The organism is Streptococcus sp. FDAARGOS_192 (assembly GCF_002073815.2).
Lineage (GTDB): Bacteria > Bacillota > Bacilli > Lactobacillales > Streptococcaceae > Streptococcus > Streptococcus salivarius_H.
The window spans coordinates 39,688-62,352 of record NZ_CP020431.2 but is presented as its reverse complement, the minus strand read 5'-3'; the positions used below and the strand labels follow the sequence as shown (position 1 = coordinate 62,352).

15 protein-coding genes are annotated in these 22,665 nt (G+C 41.0%); all 15 read right to left on the bottom strand.

The features are described from left to right. Positions 1–52: 52 nt before the first annotated feature. The 15 genes from A6J31_RS01335 to pepF all read right to left on the bottom strand — a co-directional run bounded on the left by A6J31_RS01335 (position 53) and on the right by pepF (position 22,659). On the bottom strand, positions 53–1,234 hold the full coding sequence (locus tag A6J31_RS01335; protein WP_080610295.1) for a pyridoxal phosphate-dependent aminotransferase: 1,182 nt from the start codon (positions 1,232–1,234) through the stop codon (positions 53–55). A gap of 9 nt (positions 1,235–1,243) precedes the next feature. Further along, positions 1,244–2,026 (bottom strand): carbon-nitrogen family hydrolase, encoded by a 783-nt coding sequence (locus tag A6J31_RS01330; protein ID WP_080610294.1) that lies wholly within the window; start codon positions 2,024–2,026, stop codon positions 1,244–1,246. A gap of 132 nt (positions 2,027–2,158) precedes the next feature. Continuing rightward, positions 2,159–6,238, bottom strand: a complete 4,080-nt coding sequence (ldcB, locus tag A6J31_RS01325; protein ID WP_080610293.1) for an LD-carboxypeptidase LdcB/DacB — start codon at positions 6,236–6,238, stop codon at positions 2,159–2,161. A gap of 289 nt (positions 6,239–6,527) precedes the next feature. Next, positions 6,528–7,094, bottom strand: a complete 567-nt coding sequence (locus A6J31_RS01320; RefSeq protein WP_064520608.1) for a hypothetical protein — start codon at positions 7,092–7,094, stop codon at positions 6,528–6,530. Positions 7,095–7,191: 97 nt separating this feature from the next. Further along, on the bottom strand, positions 7,192–8,511 hold the full coding sequence (locus A6J31_RS01315) for a sensor histidine kinase (RefSeq protein WP_064520607.1): 1,320 nt from the start codon (positions 8,509–8,511) through the stop codon (positions 7,192–7,194). Next, the gene (locus tag A6J31_RS01310) at positions 8,508–9,242 is read right to left on the bottom strand and encodes a response regulator transcription factor (protein WP_064520606.1); all 735 of its coding nucleotides are present in this window, start codon (positions 9,240–9,242) and stop codon (positions 8,508–8,510) included. The genes A6J31_RS01315 and A6J31_RS01310 overlap by 4 nt, the downstream gene beginning before the upstream one ends. A 242-nt stretch (positions 9,243–9,484) precedes the next feature. Continuing rightward, on the bottom strand, positions 9,485–10,150 hold the full coding sequence (locus A6J31_RS11485; RefSeq protein ID WP_080610292.1) for a DUF6287 domain-containing protein: 666 nt from the start codon (positions 10,148–10,150) through the stop codon (positions 9,485–9,487). 135 nt (positions 10,151–10,285) lie between these two features. After that, positions 10,286–11,038 (bottom strand): LytTR family transcriptional regulator DNA-binding domain-containing protein, encoded by a 753-nt coding sequence (locus A6J31_RS01300; RefSeq protein WP_080610291.1) that lies wholly within the window; start codon positions 11,036–11,038, stop codon positions 10,286–10,288. Between the two features lie 201 nt (positions 11,039–11,239). After that, positions 11,240–13,795 (bottom strand): SH3 domain-containing protein, encoded by a 2,556-nt coding sequence (locus A6J31_RS01295; RefSeq protein ID WP_080610290.1) that lies wholly within the window; start codon positions 13,793–13,795, stop codon positions 11,240–11,242. 176 nt (positions 13,796–13,971) lie between these two features. Next, positions 13,972–16,590 carry an alanine--tRNA ligase gene (alaS, locus tag A6J31_RS01290; protein WP_013990152.1) on the bottom strand — a complete coding sequence of 873 codons (2,619 nt, stop codon included), beginning with the start codon at positions 16,588–16,590 and terminating at the stop codon, positions 13,972–13,974. A 24-nt stretch (positions 16,591–16,614) separates the two neighbouring features. Then, positions 16,615–17,100: an LURP-one-related/scramblase family protein gene (locus A6J31_RS01285; RefSeq protein WP_064520603.1), complete on the bottom strand. Its 486-nt coding sequence runs from the start codon at positions 17,098–17,100 to the stop codon at positions 16,615–16,617. 338 nt (positions 17,101–17,438) lie between these two features. Then, positions 17,439–18,581 carry a peptidyl-prolyl cis-trans isomerase gene (locus tag A6J31_RS01280; protein ID WP_014633987.1) on the bottom strand — a complete coding sequence of 381 codons (1,143 nt, stop codon included), beginning with the start codon at positions 18,579–18,581 and terminating at the stop codon, positions 17,439–17,441. 61 nt (positions 18,582–18,642) lie between these two features. Then, complete coding sequence (locus A6J31_RS01275) at positions 18,643–19,350, bottom strand: O-methyltransferase (protein ID WP_070839719.1); 708 nt, start codon at positions 19,348–19,350, stop codon at positions 18,643–18,645. A 71-nt stretch (positions 19,351–19,421) separates the two neighbouring features. Then, positions 19,422–20,642, bottom strand: coding sequence for an OFA family MFS transporter (locus A6J31_RS01270; protein ID WP_080610289.1), 1,221 nt, complete (start codon positions 20,640–20,642; stop codon positions 19,422–19,424). Between the two features lie 211 nt (positions 20,643–20,853). After that, positions 20,854–22,659 (bottom strand): oligoendopeptidase F, encoded by a 1,806-nt coding sequence (gene pepF, locus A6J31_RS01265; protein ID WP_014633984.1) that lies wholly within the window; start codon positions 22,657–22,659, stop codon positions 20,854–20,856. Between the last annotated feature and the right edge of the window lie 6 nt (positions 22,660–22,665).

Sequence of the window (22,665 nt, the reverse complement as noted above, 5' to 3'; positions counted from 1 at the left end):
TAATATGAAAAAACAAGCAGTCTTTTTCAACTACTTGTTTCATGATTGTTATCTAGTTATTAAATAAATGCAAGTTGGCAATACGATTGACTGCTTCGACTAGACGCTCTGGCTCTACCAAAAGCCCAATACGAACATAAGCATCACCCGCGGGACCAAAGCCTTTACCTGGTGCCACAGCAACATGGGCCTTCTCAAGCAAAAGATCCGCAAAACTCTCACTGGTGTCCCCCTCTGGAACAGGCATCCAAGCATAGAAAGAACCTCTGGATGGAAAGGCCTGCCAGCCAATCTTAGCAGCTGCCTGGACAAAAGCATCTCGACGGCCATCATAAGTCGCATTCAGTTGAGCAACAGCCTCCTCAGATTTAGGGTCTAAGAGGGCTGCAATCCCAGCCTCCTGCAAGGCAGGAAAGATTCCCACAAAAAGATGGTCTTGAATCAGATTCAAGGCTTCAATCATTTGCTCATTCCCAGCCGCAAAGGCCAGACGCCAACCAGCCATATTAAAAGTTTTCGAGAAAGTATAGAACTCAATGCCCACATCTTTAGCACCAGGCGTTGATAAAAAGCTAGGATTCTCATAGCCCTGATAACCCAAAGCTCCGTAAGCCAAATCACTCACCACTCCTACTTCGTAGGTCTTCGCCCAGGCAACTAACTTTTCATAAAAAGCCTTAGTCGCCACAGCCCCCGTCGGATTATTCGGATAATTGATATAGATAAACTTAGCTCGGCGAGCTGTCTCCTCAGGAATGGCATCCAAATCTGGCAAGAAATCATTTTCAGCCGTCAAAGGAAAGGTTTCATAGGTCACACGGCCTAAACTCACTCCTGACAAGTAATCTGGATAACCTGGATCAGGCAAGAGCAGGAGGTCGCCAGGATTCATCAAAGCTAGAGGCAATTCCACTAGTCCAATTTTAGCTCCACCCATGACACAAATCTCACGCTCTGCGTCTAAATTGACCCCATAATGTTTTTCGTAAAAACTAGCAGCTGCTTCCTTAAAGGGACGATTGCCTCGAAACTGTGAATACTTATGGCTAGCAGGATTTTTCGCTGAGACGCACAGCGCCTCAACAATATGGTCATAGGTCGGTTGGTCGGGATTGCCCTGACCGAGATTGATCACATCTGCTCCTTCCGCTACCTTGGCATTAACTTTAGCAACCAAACCTGCAAAAAACTGTTCTGGCAATGCCTTCAATAAGTCCGATTCTTCAAATAACATAAACGCTCCTTAATGATACAAGTCCGTGCGACGATCCTCAAAAACAGGAATCTGACCTCGAACCTTATCTACCTCTTCAAGATTAATATCGGCCGTAAAAATGCCCTCCTCATGCTCCTTGGATTGCAAGACCACATTTCCAAGTGGATCAATAACCATAGAATGTCCTGAAAAGACATCGTCTGGTCCTGTTCCAACACGATTAACAGCAACTACAAAAGCTTGATTTTCAACAGCACGCGCCTTTAACAAAATCTCCCATTGCTGCACACGAGGTTCTGGCCACTGCGCTACCACAAAAAGCACCTTGGCCCCTTGTGCCATCTGTGTTCGCACCCATTCAGGAAAACGAATATCATAACAAATGACACTAGCAGCTGTCACAGCATCAAGCTCAAATACAGACTCCGAAGACCCAGCAGACATGTACTGGTCCTCTGCCATGAGGCCAAAGAGATGGACCTTGCTGTAGGTATTGATTAGGTCCCCAGACTTATTGTAGACGTAGGTCGTGTTGTAGAATTTGCCGTCCTTCTCAATAGCAACGGACCCTCCGATAATAGCCACAGCATGTTTCCTAGCAAAATGAGACAAGAGTTCTTGAGAGTCCAAACCTTCCTTGTCTGCAAGCCCATTCAGTTCATCTAAAGCATAGCCTGTATTCCACATTTCAGGAAGCACAATAACATCGGGATTGTCATCAAGCGTCCTTTCCAACATCTCTTTCACGTGCTTTTTATTTTCCACAGGCTGTCCGTGAGCAACATCCATCTGTACCAATGCGATTTTCATAGTAACCTCGATTCTATATTAACCATTATAGCACTCCAAAAGACGTCACAAAAATTGAAAAATTCAATCTCATGATAAAGAAAGGCTATCAAAAAAGGCTGGACACATTGTCCAACCTGATTCATTCCTTCATTAAGCAATATCAACGTAACGACGAGCACCGCTCACTGTCATGTATGAGAGCCATGTGTGACCATCGGCTGTCAAAACTTTGTCATAATTAACACTCATACCCTTGTCATAGTAGGCTAACTCTGGACTTGAAACCTTAGCTTCTGCCTTGATTGACGCACGTCCTGTGAAGGTATAACGCCCTGATTCTGGGAGACTTGGTTTTGCGGCTGGTTGACTTGCTTCTGGCTTAGCTGCTGCAATATCAACGTAACGACGAGCACCACTTGTTGTCACATATGAAAGCCATTGACGGCCATCGGCTGTGAGAACCTTATCATAGTTAACAGTCATGCCCTTGTCATAGTAAGCCAATTCTGGGCTTGAAACCTTGGCTTCTGCCTTGATTGACGCACGACCTGTGAAGGTATAAGTTCCTGATTCTGGCAGACTTGGTTTATCCGCTGGTTTCGCAACTGGTTTTGTTTCTGGTTTAGCTTCTGACTTGGCTGCTGCAATATCAACGTAACGACGAGCACCACTTGCTGTTACATATGAGAGCCATTGACGACCATCGGCTGTGAGAACCTTATCATAGTTAACAGTCATACCTTTGTCATAGTAGGCCAACTCTGGACTTGAAACCTTAGCTTCTGCCTTAATTGAGGCACGACCTGTAAAGGTATAAGTTCCTGATTCAGGGAGATTTGGTTTATCCGCTGGCTTAGCAACTGGTTTAACTTCTGGTTTAGTTTCTGTCGCTTTAACTGTTGCAATATCAACGTAACGACGCGCACCACTTGTTGTCACATATGAAAGCCATTGATGACCATCGGCTGTCAAAACCTTATCGTAGTTTACACTCATGCCCTTGTCATAGTAGGCCAACTCTGGGCTTGAAACCTTGGCTTCCGCCTTGATTGACGCACGACCTGTGAAAGTATAAGTTCCTGTCGCTGGAAGGTTGACAGCACCTGTAGTGGCTGGTTTGCTTTCAGCAGGTTTGCTGCTAGCAGAATAATCTCCACCTTCGATACCGAAGTATTCTTCCAAACTCAAACCTGAATCGTGGATGTCTTTAGCTTCTTTACCCACATAGCGGATGTGCCATGCTTCTGGCATGTAGCCAGTTGAAGCTTCTTTACCTGCTTGGAAACGCACGATAAAGCCATAGTTATGTGCATTGTCTTTAAGCCATTGACTAGCACGTGAATCTTCAAGCAAATTACCAGATTTATCGGTCAAATCAAAGACTAATCCAGTTTGGTGTTCGCTATATCCAGGACGAGCTGAGTAACGGTCCGCAGCTGCCTGACCATCACGGCTAACATAGTTGTCGTAAAGAGTCTTTTGATAGTCATAAGAACGGAAACCACTGTATGAACGTCCAACATTCAAACCTTGGTTAATCATATCGTCACGAAGACGAACAAAGGCTGCCTTAGCTGTAGGATTTTCACCTGGGTTATAGTCCTTAGAAAGACCATGTTTCTTATTGACAATGATAATATCATCGTATTTACCACGAACACTGTAGTAAGAACCGTTATTGGTCAATTTCCCTGTAACTTGAGTTTCAGTAGATTGAGGGACTGTAGCTTTAGTTTCTGTGATATAGGTTCTCTTACCATTCAACATATAGTAAAGATGCACAGAATAAGTACCAGCGTCACCCTTATGACTGGCTGTGTCTACATGAACCTTGTAGCTTCCATCTGATTGTTTATCAGCATGATACCATGTAAGATCGTCTTGGCCATTCTTATCTGACCAGATTGGAACACGCACTTCTTTAACTTCCTTGTCGCCACCTGAAACATTAGTTACGACTACATCAAAGCCATTAGACGTTTGGTTGCTGATGGTCAATTTTCCTGTTACATGGGATTCCGTAGCTTGAGGCACTGTAGCTTTGGTTTCTGTGATATAGGTTCTCTTACCATTCAACATATAGTAAAGATGCACAGAATAAGTACCAGCATCGCCCTTATGGCTAGCTGTGTCGACATGAACCTTATAGCTTCCGTCTGATTGTTTGTCGGCATGATACCATGTAAGATCATCTTGACCATTCTTATCTGACCAGATTGGAACACGGACTTCTTTAACTTCTTTGCCACCATCTGAAACATTGGTTACGACTACATCAAAGCCATTAGACGTTTGGTTGCTGATGGTCAATTTCCCTGTAACTTGAGTTTCAGTAGATTGAGGGACTGTAGCTTTAGTTTCTGTGATATAGGTTCTCTTACCATCTAACATATAGTAAAGATGCACAGAATAAGTACCAGCATCCCCCTTATGACTAGCTGTGTCTACATGAACCTTGTAGCTTCCATCTGACTGTTTATCGGCATGATACCAAGTAAGGTCGTCTTGGCCATTTTTATCTGACCAAATTGGAACACGCACTTCTTGGACTGCCTTGCCGCCACCTGAAACATTGGTTACGACTACATCAAAGCCATTAGAGGTTTGATTGTTGATGGTCAATTTCCCTGTAACTTGAGATTCTGTAGATTGAGGGACTGTAGCTTTAGTTTCTGTAATATAAGTTCTCTTACCATTCAACATATAGTAAAGATGTACAGAATAGGTACCAGCATCACCCTTATGGCTAGCTGTATCTACATGAACCTTGTAGCTTCCATCTGATTGTTTGTCAGCATGATACCATGTGAGGTCATCTTGACCATTCTTATCTGACCAGATTGGGACACGCACTTCTTTAACTTCTTTGCCACCACCTGAAACATTGGTTACGACTACATCAAAACCATTATAGGTTTGATTGTTGATGGTAAGGTTACCAGAAACACGGTTTTCTTGAGGCTTAGACTCAGTAGTTTTCAAAGTCGCAATATCCACATAACGACGTGTACCACTGTAACTAATGTAAGAAAGCCATTGGTGGTTGTCTGCAGTCAATACCTTGTCATAGTTCACTTTGTAGCCATTTTCCAAGGTATAAAGTGTTTCTGCAGAAGCCTTAGGCTCATTTTTAACATTCAAGCTACGTGTCACATTATAAGTGCCACTTGCTGGAAGCTTTTCAGCACCAGTAGTTTCTGGTTTTGCTTGATTAGTTTCTGTTGGTTTAACAGTTGGTGTTTCAGCTTTAGCAGGTGACAAAGTCGCAACGTCTGCATAGTAGCGAACATAGTCATAACCAAGGTAAGAAATCCATTGGTGATTATCAGCTGTCAAAACTTTATCATAGATGACATGGTCACCCTTACCGAAAACAAAAGTAGGTTTGAGGTCTGCTTTTGGTTCCTTCTTAATATCTGTGTCACGTGTAAAGTAGTAAGTTCCTGTCGCTGGGATATCCAAAGCACCTGTTGTGGCTTGAGCACCACTAGAAGGTTTGCCATCCCCATTACCACTATTACCGTTACCGCTACCAGCTGCCACTGGCTTCACTGGCGCATAACGACGCACACCAGAGTATGATTTGTAGCTAATCCATTGGTAGCCATCAGCTGTCACGACTTGATCGTAAAGGACGCTGTCCCCTGGATTTACATAAAATTCAGCCTTGGCAGATACCTTAGGTTGATTTTTAACCTCTGTACGTTCCTTGTAGACATAAGTTCCTTGGCTTGGAAGGTCGCTGTCTGTAGTTGTAGCTGGTTGGCTTGCCAAACTAGTATTGACAGCTGCTCTCGTTAAGGCAGATACATCAAGGTTAGTGGCTTTTTCAGATGAAGCATTTGTAACACTTGTTGCTTCTGAGCTGGCAGCTGTTGATTCAGAAGTTTTATCTGTTGCTTGTGAGGTACTAGTACTCACTTCACTTGTAGCCTCGCTAGTAGCAGTTTCACTAGCAGTTTGGCTAGTTGTTGAAACTTGGCTAGCCTTCTCACTTGACGCCGCCCCATCTGTTGCTACACCACTGAAAATATCAGCTGCGGTCACTGCATCACTATCTGAGGTAGCAAACAAAGAAGCATTTGAAGGTGTTGAAACCTCATGATGCTCATCAGCCAAAGCTTGACCCGCAAAGACCAAACTAGCTCCTAAAAGAACTGATGCTGCCCCAAATGAATATTTACGAATGGAATAACGTTGTTGTTCGTGTAAAAATTTTTCTCGTTTCATATCAATTATTCTCTCTATCGAATTGATGTTACAGGTTGATTGTAACACTCGGTGACAAATATTACAAGTATTTTACAGAATATTACTAAATATTTCTCACTTGTCCATTAGTATACCAAATTTATTTGATTTGTTCCCACTTAAATCATAAACTGTCCGATTTTCGTCATAATCGAAAGCCGAAGCAAACCATACTTATTTATTCGTAATTTTGTTAGAAAAAGGAGAGTGAGACATAAAAAACATGATAACTTTATGCGAGTTATCATGTTTTCTTTTTAATCATTTATCAATGTCCTACATCTGAATATGAAATATAATAACGTTGTCCATCTTTGACAAAGCTATACCAATTTCCATCAGGTAAAATTTCATATTTATCCCAATCAACATCTCCGGCAGGAAGTGTAGATACTGCTCCGCTATCTTTATCTGGTGCAGCATATACAGGTGTTTCCTCATCAAGTGTCAATGTTCCAGAAGTAGCTGTCCAAGCACCTCGACCACCTTCCACTCCTCCAACTTGAGAAGCTGGTGTTGTAGCTTCAGCCACTTGTCCACCATCTGTAGCGCCTGCTTGAGCTTGTTCTTGAGAAGAAGTTTTAGGTGCTACTGCTGAAGCCTGATTGTCATTTTCTTCATTTGAAACTGCTGAAGTTGATGATTGGGCTGATTTCTTATCCTTCTTAACAGCTTTACTTGAGCTTGAAGATGATTTCTTGACCGTCTTGGCTGGGCTACCACTTGTGCTAACACGCGCCGACTCATGACTATTAAACTTAGTCACCAAAAAGACAGCAAGGATAACTACAATTATAGCTGATAGGATACCAATGAGTTTACTTGTATTTTTCATGAGTGAGATTCCTTTTCTGATAATTTACGAGGTTATTATAATATATAGAAAGCTAAATTTTTCATTGAAGTCATAAACGGTCGTTTTTTCGTCATAATCAAACCACATCTTCTATTTTTAGCGTCTGTTTAAAACGATAGTCTTTAGATTGTGTAGACAAAGAACAATTAGGATACTTCCCTAAAATCTCTCGAACAGTGGACAGACCTATACCACGTCCCTCTCCTTTACTTGAGCGGCCAAGTTTAAAGATACCGACTGTATTGATAGATTCTTGAGCAATGGTATTCTCCACTATTACTACCTTTGTCTCTCCACTGATAAGAGCAATGTTTACTTCTTTAGTACTGCTATCCAAACTAGCCTCAATAGCATTATCCAAGAAGATGGACAGCACCGTTATGAAATCCAACAATTCCATCCTCGATACTTCAAAGACGTCGCTGACCTCAAGGTGAATGGTAATGGACTGTCCCTGTGCTTCCAAGATTTTACTAGTCAGGACACCTTTAACAGCTTCATCTTTAATATTAATCAAGTTGGCAATTTCGTACTGTTTTCCCTCAATCCGAGTCTTTGTTTTTTCAAGGATGTTATCGTAGATATCGGAAATCATAGCTATATCCTTGGAGTCAATGCCATATTTGATACTAGACAAAACATTTAGGTAATCATGCCTGAAGCGACGAATATCCGTATAGAGTTGCTCGATTTGTTGACTATAATGGGCCAAATCACTCATTTGCCTATCTTTTTGGAGTAGGACTTCTTCTTTTAGTCTTTCACTGAAAGTCGCATTGATATAAACAAGGGTCGCAAGAAAGAGTAAAGCATAGGTCACCACGAGATAAACATGCCAATCTCTTCCTCCAGGGCTCTGTTGCACAAAAAAGGTAATATATTGGAGAAGGAGTGCATAAGATAACATTGATATATCTATAAGCAATAAAAAGTACTTTGAAAATGACTTTCTAAAACCATAGTTCAACGCTTTGAAATCCACTTTTAAGGTCTTAATGATTAACCAAAACACAGGAAAGACTAGCAACTCAATGACAAGGTTTAAATGAAAATGGTTAAGTACAATCAGATAATGACGATTGATGACTAAGGCAATCCCATAAATAATAAGATTGTGAACAAGACTTTCTATGACAATTGGAAACAAGCCATAGAAAATATCTAATAACCTATTGCCATAACGATTTCTGTAGAGGGAATAAACAACCAAGAAGGCATGCCCTAAAACATAGGATAGGGCTGGAGAAAGCACAAACAAAAATCGGATAATCAAGGGAATGATGATATACCATCTTAGCTTTATCTTCTCGGAGGTAATGTATTGATAAATGAGAATAAAGAGGATAATCTCCGCTAAAAAGTCTAGATTATCCAACAAAAAATTGATTGCTGTCATAGGCTGATTCTCTCAAGCAATTTCTTTAGTTTCAACTTTGAAACATAGCAAACGCCACCATTTTCAAAATAGACTGTCCCCGTACTTTTATCTAATTTGATGACATTTTCTGGGTTGATAAGGAAAGATTTGTGGCATTTAAACAGTCTAGGGTCACTCTTTTCAATTTGAGAGAGACTGCCATAAAACTCAATCTGCTCCTCTTTAGTATAAAGGATAACCTTATGAACGATATCCGAGGTCTCAAGGTACAAGATATCATGAAAGGGAACCTGAATAACGGTCTTAACATTCTCAATCCGAAAAGCATCTTCTGGATTCTGACTCTGTATCTTTTTGCAAGTTAATAAGATAATACTTTCCACACGCTTTTGAAAGTCCTCCTCCTCCAAAGACTTATCAATAAAGTCCAGAGCAGCCAATTGGTATTGAAAAGTTAAGGGAAGATACTCTGAATGAGTCGTGAAGAAAACAATATTGGCATAGGGATCATTCTTGCGAATCTGCTTAGCCACCTCCAAACCTTTTTTAGTATCGTCTTTAATTTGAATGTCCAAGAAAAAGAGCTGATGAGACCCTCTCTCGGTAACAGACTCTAACAGTTGATTGGGCTTGTCAAAAATCTCAAAGTCTCCCACTTTAATGTTATTTTTCTTAAGAATCGTATGAATAACCTCTTCAATACGATTTTGTTGGATAAAATGATCCTCTAAAACATAGATGTTAAGCATAACATAACTCCTCTAGCATAATCTTAAGATAGATCCAAGGTGGAGCAGTTCCTTTAATAAACGAATCCCTCTTATTCAAAATGAGATTTATTGTTCTCTTTACTTATTTTACATTTTTATTACAAAAAAGACAATGGTTTGTAACATTTTTCGCTTCAATCAATTAAAAAACACCCCACAAAGTTAGATTTTATCTGTCTAACTTTTGGGGTGCAGTTCATAAATAGCAATCTTTTTTCGTACTAGTTACGATAATAAGGGAAACCTTCAGCAGTTTGGTCTTGACCAATAACAAGGTAATCAGAGCCGTTACTACCTCCAGAAATCGCTCTCAATGCAGCTGAGCTTGTATCTGAGAATACTCCTGCATAAAAAATATTGTCTGAAACTCTTTGAGGCTTCAATTGAGCAGTATAACCTGTTGAGTTTTTAATAATTGTACCATCAGCATTAATTGTAACTGATTCACCATTCGCGTTAGTCCAAGTTCCCACAAGAGAGCTAATATCACCATTGTCAAGGGCACCAAAGTCAAGCGATGATTGACCGTTATTTGTGTTCTTCTCAGATGTAACATTATCTGTTCCAGCTGTTGCTTCAGCCACTTTACTACCTTGCGTAGCGCCTGCTTGAGCTTGTTCTTGAGAAGAAGCTTTAGGTGATACTGCTGAAGCCTGATTGTCATTTTCTTCATTTGAAACTGCCGAAGATGATGATTGAGTTGATTTCTTATCCTTCTTAACAGCTTTACTTGAGCTTGAAGATGATTTCTTGACCGTCTTGGCTGGGCTACCACTTGTGCTAACACGCGCTGACTCATGACTATTAAACTTAGTCACTAAGAAGACAGCGAGGATAACTACAATAAGAGCTGACACGATACCAATGAGTTTACTTGTATTTTTCATGAGTGAGATTCCTTTTCTGATAATTTACTAGGTTATTATAATACAAAAACAGCTAAATTTTTCATTGAAGTCATAAACAGTCGTTTTTTCGTCGTAATCAGAAAATAACATTTTAAAATAAAAATACTATATACATCAAACTGCCATGGGTTTTGGAACAAGCATCTTAGCAACAATCTCTTTTTGTTTAGCTTTTGAAACCAAGCATGACTCTCCGTTTTCAAAATAAATAATACCTAACTCTTTGTCCAATCTCACAATGTTTTCGGGATTTACAACAAATGATTTATGGCATTTATACAGTCTGCAATCTTGTTTCACAATTTTTGACAATTGACCATAGAACTCAATTTGCTCTTCTGTTGTATGAAGAATCACCTTATGAACTGTTGGAGATGTTTCAAAATAGAGAATCTTATGAAAAGGAACTTGTATAGTTGCATTCTTTGTATCTATAGTAAAAGCACACTCTATTCGGCTCAGACCATTTTTAGAAAGTGCTAATCCAATATCAGAAATAATCCTATCTTCATATTCAATATCAGGCAAATTCTTGTCAATAAAATCAAGTGCAGCTAAGCGATACTGAAAGGTTGATGGTAGGAGTTCGGGATGTGCTGTGATGAAAACAATACTAGCATAAGGATCTCGCTCACGTATCTGTTGAGCAACCAATATTCCCCCTTCGATATCACTATCAGTTGCAATATCTAGAAAAAACAGTAAGTGCGAACCCCTTTCCGTAATACACTCTAATAATTGATTGGGTTTATCGTATAAATCGACCTTCCCAATTCTTAAAATATATATTTGTTTAGACTTGTGGATAGCATCCTCAAGACGAGCTTGTTGAAAATAATCTTCTTCTAAAACAAAAATATCTAACATAATTGAACACCTCTAATTACAACATCCTTATTCTATAACTTAAGATGCTAGTTACTCATAGAACGAATCCTATACTTTCACCTTGATTTTACAACTTTCGCTAATTTACAGCAAATGTTTCTAAAACATATTAAACAATATATTGATTCAACTCTTGAAACTAAAAAACACCACCCTCAAAAGAGAGTGATGTTAAAACTCTTAAGAAATATCTACATAGCGTCTTGCACCGCTATAGGTTACATAAGACAACCAGGTGTGTCCATCAGCTGTTAGAACCTTGTCATAGCGAACGGACATGCCTTTATCATAGTAGGCTAACTCTGGACTTGCTACACTTGGTTGAGCTTTGATAGAACTAGGTTTGGTAAAGGTATAAGTACCAGTTGCAGCTAGGCTTGGACTTGCTGGTTGAGCAACTGCTGTTGCCTTACCATCAATAGCAACATAACGTCGGTTACCTCCATGGCTAACATAAGAGAGCCATGTATGACCATCTGCAGTCACCAATCTGTCATAGTTAACAGACATACCAGCATCATAGTAGGCCAACTCTGGACTATCTACACTTGGTTCTGCTTTAATGCTAGAGCGTTCTTTGAAAGTATAGGTACCAGATGATGGTGTGCTTGGTTGAACAGGTTGTTCTACAGGTTTAGTCACACTCGTTGGTGTGATAGCCACATAGAAACGATGTCCTGAATAGCTGAGGTAAGAAAGCCATGTATAGCCATCATTATTGACAACCTTATCATAGTTGACTGACATGCCTGAATCGTAATAGCTAACATCTGGGTTGGCTACCAAAGGTTGAGTCTTGATGCCAGTACGAGCGGTAAAGGTATATGAACCTGAAGCTGGAAGGTTGTGGCGGGTTGCATTTTGAACTGGAACAGTTGTGCTAGTACCTCCGATTCCTACCATCTTACCGTCTTGAACATAATAGAGATGGACAATGTATTCACCTGCTTCAGCCTTATGGTCACTAACGTTGATACGAACCTTATAGCTACCATCACTTTGTCTGCTAGCTTGGTGCCATACAAGATCATCTTGACCATCTTTGGATGTCCAAACTGGAACACTCACGCCTTGGATAGCCTTGTCACCACCAGAAACATTGGTGATATGAACATCGAAACCGAGGTTAGATAGGTTTTCAATATTGATAGTGCCACTTGGTTTGCTTTCTTGTTGAGTAAGTTTTGCCACAACTACATAACGGCGGTTGCCATTGTAGCTGAGGTAAGAAAGCCATTGATAACCATCACCACTGACAATCTTGTCGTAGTTAACTGACATACCAGCATCGTAGTAGGCTAACTCTGGACTTGCCACACGAGGTTCTGCCTTAATGCTAGAGCGTTCTTTGAAGGTGTAAGTTCCTGCATCAGGAAGGCTATAGCTAGTAGTTGTATGAGCTTCTTCAACCTTAGCAGGAACTGTGTAAGTTGTGCCACCCACACCAACTAATTTACCATTAGTTTCAACATAGTAAAGATGAACATTGTAGAGACCACGTTCATTCTTGTGGTCAGTTAGACTGACGTTAACCTTGTAGTTACCGTTGTTAAGACGAGTCGCATTGTACCAGATGATATCATCTTGTCCATTCTTTTCAGACCAGATTGGAACAGATACCCCGAGGACACCGTTTTGATCTGAAACATTACTGATAACTACACTAAAGTCACCATTGTCATGACTTTCAATAGCGATATCGCCTCTTGGTTTAGCTACAGCCTCTGCAGCAGCACCTAGGTCGACGTAACGACGAGTACCATTGTATGACACATAAGAAATCCAACGGTGGTTGTCAGCAAGCAAAGATCTATCATAGTTGACTGACATGCCCGGATCAAAATTGAACTCAGTCTTGGCAGTCAAGCTAGGTTGATTCTTCACATCTGCAGGTTTAGTGAAGTAATAAGTACCACGTTCAGGGATGGTTTCATCTCTAGTCGCTTCAGAGTTGCTACTAGTGTCTTCAGCCTTCAATGCTGCGATATCAGCGTAGTAGCGTTCATAGTCGTAGCCAATGTAAGAAATCCATTGATGATTGTCTCTCTTCAAGACCTTATCATAGATAACATGGTCGCCCGCACTAAAGACAAAGGTAGGTTTGATATCCATGATAGGCGCTGTACGAATTTCAGTTGTGCGACGGAAATAGAAAGTACCGTTTGATGGGATATCAAGAGAACCGTCAGCAGTCACAGGACCATCCACACCAGGTTGACGTGTTTCGACAGCTTCACGGTCAGTACCTCTAACTTCTGCTACTTCTGAAGTTGCTGAACGGTTAGTCTCACTTGCCGCTTCAGAGCTAGCTACTGATGACACTTCAGAACGTGGACTAGCCACTTCTGATCCAGAAACAGAAGCAACAGCAGATGCAGAATGAGCAACCTCTGCCGGTACTTCCAAAGAAGCAGCCTCACTAGCCACTACACTACTAGCTTCAGAAGAAGCAACTTCACTGCTGGCAAGCTTAGGTCTTGGCGCTTCAGATCTTGAAGCTGGTTGATTGAGGACATCGGTAACAGCTTCTGAAGTTGCCTGGTCGATTTGAAGTGGTTCAGAATTATTTACAAAAACTTCATAGTCCTTGTTGGAACTTGCGCCGTTGGCTTGTTCCTGAGCCAAAGCATGCCCACCAAGCATCAAGCTCGCACCAATTAAGACTGATGCAGCTCCAAAAGAATATTTACGTATTGAGTAACGTTGGCGTTCCTTAAAAACATATGCCTTTCTCATTTTGATCACTCTCACTTTCTAGGCTGTTTGATAAAAATTGGAACCGTTTTCATACTTCTATTATACCCCTTTGAAATATTTTTTACAATTATTTCAATATTATTACTAAACTTTTTAAAGAAAAAAAGATAGGATTTTCATCCTACCTTTTCAAGTTTCTTTTATTGTATCACATCTTAAAGCTGTTCTGCTACTGCTGAAAGAAGATCTTGGATACCATTCGCATCGCTACCACCGGCCATGGCCATATCTGGTTTACCACCACCACGACCTGATACGATTGGTGCGAGAACCTTGATGACATTACCTGCGTGAACATCTTTAGACTTGCTTGCTACAAGGACATTAACTTTTTCGCCAATGTGAGCTGCAAGGACAAGGACGTCAGAGTAGTCTGCTTGTTTCCATTGGTCAGCAAAGGTACGAAGGGCACCTGCATCAGAAACTTCTACTTGGCTAGCGATGTAACGAACACCGTTAGCTTCTTTAACGTCTTTGAAGACATCACCAGCTGCTGCAGCTGCTGCTTTTTCTTTAAGAGCAGCATTTTCTTTTTGAAGGGCATGCAACTGCTCTTGAAGGCTAGCAACCTTGTTAGGTACTTCTTTCAATTGTGGTGCCTTAAGTGTTGCTGCGATTGCTTTGAGAGCATCTTCTTCTTCACGGTAAGCAAGGTAAGCTTCACGTGATGTCACTGCCAAGATACGACGTGTTCCTGAACCGATACCTTCTTCTTTGACAATCTTGAACATACCGATTTCAGCAGTGTTGGCAACGTGCGTACCACCACAAAGCTCAACAGAGTAATCACCGATTGAAACGACGCGAACATTCTTACCATATTTTTCGCCAAAGAGGGCCATAGCTCCCATTGATTTAGCAGTGTCAATGTCTGTTTCAATAGTTGTTACTGGAGTTGCTTTCCAGATTTCTTCGTTGACTTGTTCTTCGATAGCACGCAATTCTTCTGGAGTTACAGCCTCAAAGTGAGTGAAGTCGAAACGCAAGAATTCTTGTTCATTAAGAGAACCAGCTTGAACAGCATGATCACCAACAATATTATGAAGAGCAGCATGCAAGAGGTGAGTTGCTGTGTGGTTCTTCATAACACGGTGACGACGTGTGTGGTCAATTTCAAGTTTGTAGTTAGCACCTACAACAAGTTCACCTTCAACCTCAACAGTGTGAAGTGCTTGTCCATTTGGCGCACGTTGAACGTCAACAACACGCGCAACGACTGTACCAGCTGCATCTGAGATCGTACCGTGGTCTGCTACTTGTCCACCCATTTCAGCGTAGAATGGTGTTTGTTCAAAGACAAGGAGTGCTTGACCAGAGTTAACACTATCATGACGAGCATCATCAGCAACGATTACGCTCAAACGGCTTTCGGCAGTTTCAGCTTCATACAAGAACTCAGATGGTTCAGTGATATTAGCGAGGGTTTCATTTTGCATACCCATAGAACCACCTTTAACCACGCTAGCACGCGCACGTTCTTGTTGTTCTTTCATGGCAGCTTTGAAACCTTCATGGTCAATCTTGAATCCTTCATCTTCAGCCAACTCTTCTGTCAATTCCACTGGGAATCCATAAGTATCGTAAAGTTTAAAGATATCTTTACCTTCAAGCGTATCTTTACCAGATTTCTTAAGGTTAGCAAGAAGCTCGTCAAGCATGCTTGAACCTGCATCGATGGTACGTGCAAAGGTTTCTTCTTCACGTTTAACAATCTTCTCGATAAAGTCTTTCTTCTCAAGAACTTCTGGGTAATAGCTTTCCATGATTTGACCAACAGTTGGAACAAGTTTGTACAAGAAAGCATCAGAAATGCCGAGACGACGGCCGTGCATTACGGCACGACGGAGAAGACGACGAAGGACATAACCACGACCTTCATTACCTGGAAGGGCACCATCACCAATGGCAAATGCCAATGAACGGATGTGGTCAGCGATAACCTTGAAGCTCATTGTGTCACCATCTGGATCATAAGTTTTACCAGACATTTTTTCGATTTCACGAATGATAGGCATGAAGAGGTCTGTTTCAAAGTTTGTTTTAGCCCCTTGCATTACGGCTACAAGACGTTCAAGACCTGCGCCCGTATCAATGTTTTTATTAGGAAGTTCTTTATATTCTGAACGTGGAACAGCTGGATCTGCGTTGAATTGTGACAAAACGATGTTCCAAATTTCAATGTAACGGTCGTTTTCAATATCTTCTTCAAGCAAACGGATACCAATATTGTCAGGGTCAAAGTCTTCGCCACGGTCAAAGAAGATTTCAGTATCTGGTCCTGAAGGTCCAGCACCGATTTCCCAGAAGTTATCTTCAATTGGAATCAAATGACTAGGTTCAACACCACAAGCAATCCAGCGGTTGTATGAATCTTTATCATCTGGATAGTAAGTCATGTAAAGTTTGTCTTTTGGAAAATCAAACCACTCTGGGCTTGTCAAAAGCTCATAACCCCATTCGATGGCTTCATCACGGAAGTAGTCACCAACTGAGAAGTTACCAAGCATTTCAAACATTGTGTGGTGACGAGCTGTCTTACCAACGTTTTCGATATCGTTGGTACGGATAGCCTTTTGTGAGTTGGTGATACGTGGATTTTCAGGAATCACAGAGCCATCAAAGTATTTCTTCAAAGTGGCAACCCCTGAGTTAATCCAAAGAAGGGTTGGATCGTTAACTGGAACCAAGTTAGCTGATGGTTCAACAGCGTGACCTTTTGATTTCCAGAAATCAAGCCACATTTGACGAATTTGTGCTGAAGTAAGTTGTTTCATTGTTTCTCCTTAAATAAATGTTTCTTATTTTGAGCTATTCTCGAGCATTTCCACATAGTCAATAGCAACACACAGGGAAATGGCCAAATCGGCGTAAGTATTTTCATAAACAGTAACAGTATAGGTCGATGTCAGATGGAAGAGCTCCTTTTGAATCCTAGCAACTACCTGATTTTGACTATTAAGTAGTTGAAAATCCAAGTCCCAAATATTACCCTCTATTCGCAAGCCAAGATTATCGACATCATACTTATCACGAAGAAGGGTTAATTTTTTTCGAATGTAAAAACTCGAACCATCCTGCAAGTCTACTGTAAACTTAGGCAAGAGACTAAGCGGCTCCTTGGTGATATGACTAATCTCACGACCATCCTCACCAAAAATTGTAAAGGTCTTTGGAATCTTGAAAAAGGATCCTTCAACCTGATAGGCAACTCTACCTTGATCATCCTTGATATCAAAGCGTTCGCCACCCAATCGAAACTTCTGTTTGACAAAATAGGTTTTCATACGCTACCTCCAATATTGTCATACATTTCATTCAGAAAATACCCAAAGAATAAAAGACAAGACCACTAAACGAAGGGCGACGTGAACCGCGGTACCACCTTCATTCAATGAACTTGTCATTCTTATTTGTCTTTAATTGTGAACTTTGAGTAGCAAGTAACCAGATTCGTCCATGGCTCGCAGCGACCGCCATTTTTCTGTATCAGAAGCGATGATTACCAATCTCAAAGGGAAGGCTAAAAATGTCATGATATTAGAACTTTCAGCCACTCTCCATTTTAACGTGTTTTAGGTCTTAGGTCAAGCTGATAATAGCATTATCAACTCTATCTTGTGATTTATTTGCTAGAGCTTGATGATGAACTTGATGAAGCTCCAGAACCAGTCACATACTGGTCAAGAATTGCGCTAAAGGCCTTATCTACAACTTTAACGTTATATTTCTTAAGGACCTTAGCAATCACTGAGTTAGTGAAGTTAGTATCAGATTTCTTACCATTGATGATAACCTTAGTCAAATCATCCTTATAGTTTTTCCAATCTGCATTTTTCTCAGATTTTGAAACAGTTTTGACGATGTAGTAAGTCGCAGCACCAGTTGAGCTGTTTGAAACAGTCACTACGTCAGAAACGGCATTAGCATCTTGTTTGAAGGCTGCTGTCAAAACATCTGCTGGGAAGTCTTGAGAAGCTGAGTTAACTGTCTTAGAAGTCACTTCCAAGCTGTTATCTTTAGCAACTTGTGAGAAATCTGCTCCTTCTGCCTTAGCTTCAGAGTCTACTTTATCTGCAACTGCTTTATCAGTAGTTGAAACCACTTGCACCTCTGTATTTGGTGTGTAGTTATCGTAGGCAGCCTTGTAATTTGCTTCCGTCAAATCTTTTTGTGCGGCTTGGTTAACAGCATACTCAACCAATTTTTGTGTACGGATTTGATTACGGTATGACTCTTCTGTTTGACCATAGGCTGCAAGTACTTGTGAGAATTGATCTCCGTATTGTTCTGAAGCTTGCTTATAAGCTTTGTCAACGTCTTCTTTGCTGACCTTGCTACCATATTCTTTTTCAAGAGCCTTTTGCAAAGTTGCACTCAAAACACTTTGTTGTGTTTGGCTGCTACCTTTAAGTGAATCAAAAACATCACCAACAGTAACAGTATCACCTTTCATAGATACCAAAGTTGTTTCTTCAGTTGTTTTGTTACCTAGAGAAACATACATAGCACCTGCACCAACGAGAGCTGAAACAGCTACAAGGGCAAGACCCCCAAGGAAGCGACCACCTGAGCTTGGTTTACCAGCATCACGTGTCTTTTTAGTTTTAGCACGTTTAGCTTTTTCTTTCGCTTTTTCACTGGCGAGGGCGATGCTTTCCTCTTCTTCTTTTTGGCGATCAAGATGCTCTTGTTCTGCGTCTTTGTCTGCTACAACCTCTTCAACAGTTTCTTCTGTTGACTCAAGGTTTTCATTTTCTTTAGCCATTCTATCTACTCCTTAAATTGTCAATATCTCTGTTATTATACCACACTTACTTAAATAATGCTTAATCTGGCAAGATAATATTTTCAGAATTTTTCCGAAGCATAAGAAGTCCATCACTCATAGGTACCAAACTAGCAGTTAAACCAGGGTTATTTAATGTCGCATCAAAAAGGCGATGTAAACCACGGTAGATAGTACGTTGACCACGGCGAACCTCCATAATGTCTTTAGCAATATCTCCTCCTTGGAAGATATCATCAAAAACAATCACACCGCCAACCTTAAGACGTTTTAGGATTTCAGGCAGAAAGACGATATATTTAGACTTGGCTGAATCCATAAAGACAAAATCATAATCAGTGTCCAAATCTTGCAAGACTTCTGCTGCATCCCCCTCAACCAAGGTAATTTGTTTGCGGCTGTCATACTTGGCTAGATTTTCCTTGGCAAAGCCAATCATTTCTTCATTACGATCAACCGTCGTAATCTGAGCATCAGGTGCATACTCAGCCATAAGAAGGGCTGAAAAACCAATAGCTGTTCCTACCTCAAGGATTTTCTTAGGCTGCAAGGTCTGCAACAAAAATCGGAAATAAGCAACAACTTCGTGCTGGATAATTGGAATATTTTCCTTACGAGCAAAGGCTTCCAGTTCAGCCAAATGCCCTTTATTTTCTTGAAGATGCGTTCGCATGTAGTCCACGATATCCTTGTTGACTACAGGACGTCGCATGTTGTGATTTGCGTTTTTACTATATGATTTAACCATGTGTTTTATTATATAAAAAATCCCTAGCGAGTGCTAGAGATTTTTCTTATCTATAAATCAAATCGTCATCATTAGGCTACTTGACGTAACCCCCTCTTTTTCAAGAGGTAAGCAATGACCAAAGCCACCACGTAAAGAGCGATGAAAACAAGCAAGGTCATCTGGTATGATTTTGTCAATTCGTAGGTTACCGACAAGAGCATTGGCCCCACTAAGGCCGCCATCGCCCAGGCAGTCAAAATATAACCATGAAGGGTAGCCAACTCCTTTGCCCCAAAGATATCGCTAAGGTAGGGAGGAATCAAGGAGAATCCTGCCCCGTAGCAAGTCATCAGAACAGCCATCGCAACCACAAAGACAAGTGGCACTTGTAGAACAATTAGGAGGACGGCCATAACAATATTAACCACAAAGAGGAGAATAAAGGTCTTCGGACGCCCAATATAATCCGACAAGCCTGCCCACAGAAGGCGACCAAAACCATTAAAGATTCCCATAATACCTACAACAACCGCCGCTGATTCCGCTGACATCCCAACCATATCTTGAGCCATTGGAGAAATAGCAGAGACAAGGGCTAAGCCACATGAAATATTGATAAACAGAATAAGCCATAACCAGTAGAAAGTTGACGATTTCAGGGCCTCATTAGCCGTAACTCCCTTGCTCAAATCAGCAGCCTGACGGTTTGGACTCTTGTCAGCCAACAGTTGTGTTTCCTCTACACTTGGTCGTTTAATGAATTGTGAGACAAAAAGCATAACAACAAAATAAACGACTCCCAAGATATAAAAGGTCTGCTCAACACCACGTGCCTGAATCAGATATTGAGCAATGGGACTAGTTAGCAGCGAGGCAAAGCCAAAGCCCATAATGGCAAGGCCAGTCGCAAGGCCACGCTTATCAGGAAACCACTTAATAATGGTTGAAACAGGCGTAATATACCCCACACCCAGTCCTAGACCACCAAGAATACCATAACCAAGATAAAGCATCCACAGCTCTCCATGAGCAATGGCAACTCCTGTCAGAATATTTCCCCCAGCATAGAGGACCGCCGACATACTTCCAGTCACTCTCGGACCAAATTTTTCAACCAGACGCCCCATGAAAGCTGCAGAAAGCCCTAGACAAAAGATAGCCAATGAAAAGGCAAAAGAAACTGAAGATTGATCCCAGCCAGTCTGGGCCATAATAGGATTACGATAGATACTCCAAGCATAGGTAGACCCCAACATGAGATGGAGTAAGACACCACACGTTGCTACAAGATAACGATTGGTTGTTTTCACAAAAACCTACTTTCTATTTCTGAACATTGTTCACTTATAAAACACAAAACGTTAGGTTTTTAGTCTATCATGAATATAAACCATGGGCTATAAATATGCTCATCAACTCATTTCCAAATCAATTAGAACTTGTATTCTAGTAAACGTTCGTTTTTAGACATAAAAAGAATCATCCTGATTCAGAATGATTCTCTCTTATAGTGACTTATTTTTAAGAAAGGTGAACACCTTTTTCAACCAAGTCTTCCAATTCAACGAGACGGTCTTCAAAAACTTTGAAGGCAGCATCCAAGTAGTCGGTATTGGTCATATCAACACCAGCTTTCTTGATGACTTCCAAAGGATAGTCTGAGCTTCCCGCCTTAAGGTAAGTAAGGTAAGCTTCCTTATCTTCTTCAGTACCATGAACAATTTTTTCAGCCAAGTAGCTTGCTGCCGCAAACCCTGTAGCGTATTGGTAGACATAGTAATTCATGTAGAAATGCGGAATACGTTCCCACTCAAACTGAATTTCGTAGTTATCTTCAGCTTTGAGATTATAGTATTTCTCATTGAGATCTGCGTAAAGCTTATTCATGAAGTCGGCTGTCAAGATTTGACCAGATGCATCTGCTTCATGGATAGCATGTTCAAACTCTGCAAATTGTGTTTGACGGAAGACAGTTCCCTTGAAACCATCCAAATAGTGGTTAAGAATAGCAAAACGTGTCTTGTCATCTTTGACCTCTTTAAGAAGCGTTTCTGTCAAGATATTTTCATTGGTTGTAGACGCAATTTCCGCCAAGAAGATTGGGTAATCTCCGTAAACATATGGTTGAGTCTGACGTGTGAACGTTGAATGCAAACTATGACCAGTCTCGTGAACCAAGGTAAAGAGATTGTCCAAAGTATCTTGCCAGTTCAAAAGCATGAAAGCATTGGTATCATAGGCACCACCTGAGTAAGCACCTGAACGTTTTCCTTTGTTAGGGTGAACGTCAATCCAACGTTCCGTAAAGGCTGCATGAACCCCTTTACTATACTCTTCACCAAAGATTGCCAAGACTTCTTCTGCTTTCTTGAGGGATTCTTCATAAGTAAGAGCAGTTTCAGTCTCAGAAAGTGGTGTATAGACATCATACATCTTAAGCTCGTCAAGCCCCAAGACCTTCTTACGCAAATCAAGGTAACGATGCAAAAGTGGCAAATGCTTGTTCACTGATTCCAAGAGTGAATCATAAACACTTTCTGGAATAAAGTTAGCTGCAAGTGCTGCATGACGTGCTGAATTATAGTGACGAACTTTGGCTTGGTAATTGTGAACCTTGACAACGCCTTGGAGTGTTTGTGCATAAGTATGTTGGAACTGCTCGTAGGTCCCATACATCGCTTCATAAGCTCCCTTACGAATGTCACGGTCCTTAGATTCCATGAGGGTGATAAAGTTACCATGTGTCAACTCAACCACATCCCCTTGACCATCTGATACCCATGGGAAGAGGATATCAGCATTATCCAAAACATTGAAGGTATCCGTTGGACCGTTGAAGATATCACCTGCTGCTGCCAAGAGCTCCTCAGCTTCTTGAGAAAGAACGTGGTCCTTGTTTGCCAAAAGGCGTTCGAAATAGTGGTCATAAAGTCCAAGACCTGGCTCTTGTTCTTTAAACTCAGCTAATTTCTTATCATCCAAGGCCATAAATTCAGGCTCAAAGTATGCAAAGGCTTCACTCAACTGTGAGTAAAGGTTTGAGGCCTTAGCTTGGTACTCTTGGTAAAGCCCTACTGTTGTGTCTTGGTCATTTTTCATTGACGCATAGACATAGATTTTCTCCAAGCGACGCATAAGGCTCATATAAAGTTCTGTTGCCTCAAGCAAGTTCTTAGCAGAATCTAAGAGATGACCTGCATAAGCACTAGCCTTCTTCAAATCCTGAACAGTGCTTTCATACTCAGTCTCCCAATCTGCATCTGTCGCAAAAATGGTCGTCAAATCCCATGTGTATTTCTCTTCTAAATGAGCACGATTGTCTGACATAATATT

Bases quoted from the DNA above. Each gene is read 5' to 3' on its own strand.
- alaS (WP_013990152.1), bottom strand. From the start codon at position 16,590: ATGAAACAACTTACTTCAGCACAAATTCGTCAAATGTGGCTTGATTTC.
- A6J31_RS01300 (WP_080610291.1), bottom strand. From the start codon at position 11,038: ATGTTAGATATTTTTGTTTTAGAAGAAGATTATTTTCAACAAGCTCGT.
- pepF (WP_014633984.1), bottom strand. From the start codon at position 22,659: ATGTCAGACAATCGTGCTCATTTAGAAGAGAAATACACATGGGATTTG.
- A6J31_RS01335 (WP_080610295.1), bottom strand. From the start codon at position 1,234: ATGTTATTTGAAGAATCGGACTTATTGAAGGCATTGCCAGAACAGTTT.
- A6J31_RS01310 (WP_064520606.1), bottom strand. From the start codon at position 9,242: ATGCTTAACATCTATGTTTTAGAGGATCATTTTATCCAACAAAATCGT.
- A6J31_RS01280 (WP_014633987.1), bottom strand. From the start codon at position 18,581: ATGGCTAAAGAAAATGAAAACCTTGAGTCAACAGAAGAAACTGTTGAA.
- A6J31_RS01275 (WP_070839719.1), bottom strand. From the start codon at position 19,350: ATGGTTAAATCATATAGTAAAAACGCAAATCACAACATGCGACGTCCT.
- A6J31_RS11485 (WP_080610292.1), bottom strand. From the start codon at position 10,150: ATGAAAAATACAAGTAAACTCATTGGTATCGTGTCAGCTCTTATTGTA.
- ldcB (WP_080610293.1), bottom strand. From the start codon at position 6,238: ATGAAACGAGAAAAATTTTTACACGAACAACAACGTTATTCCATTCGT.
- A6J31_RS01320 (WP_064520608.1), bottom strand. From the start codon at position 7,094: ATGAAAAATACAAGTAAACTCATTGGTATCCTATCAGCTATAATTGTA.
- A6J31_RS01285 (WP_064520603.1), bottom strand. From the start codon at position 17,100: ATGAAAACCTATTTTGTCAAACAGAAGTTTCGATTGGGTGGCGAACGC.
- A6J31_RS01315 (WP_064520607.1), bottom strand. From the start codon at position 8,511: ATGACAGCAATCAATTTTTTGTTGGATAATCTAGACTTTTTAGCGGAG.
- A6J31_RS01330 (WP_080610294.1), bottom strand. From the start codon at position 2,026: ATGAAAATCGCATTGGTACAGATGGATGTTGCTCACGGACAGCCTGTG.
- A6J31_RS01295 (WP_080610290.1), bottom strand. From the start codon at position 13,795: ATGAGAAAGGCATATGTTTTTAAGGAACGCCAACGTTACTCAATACGT.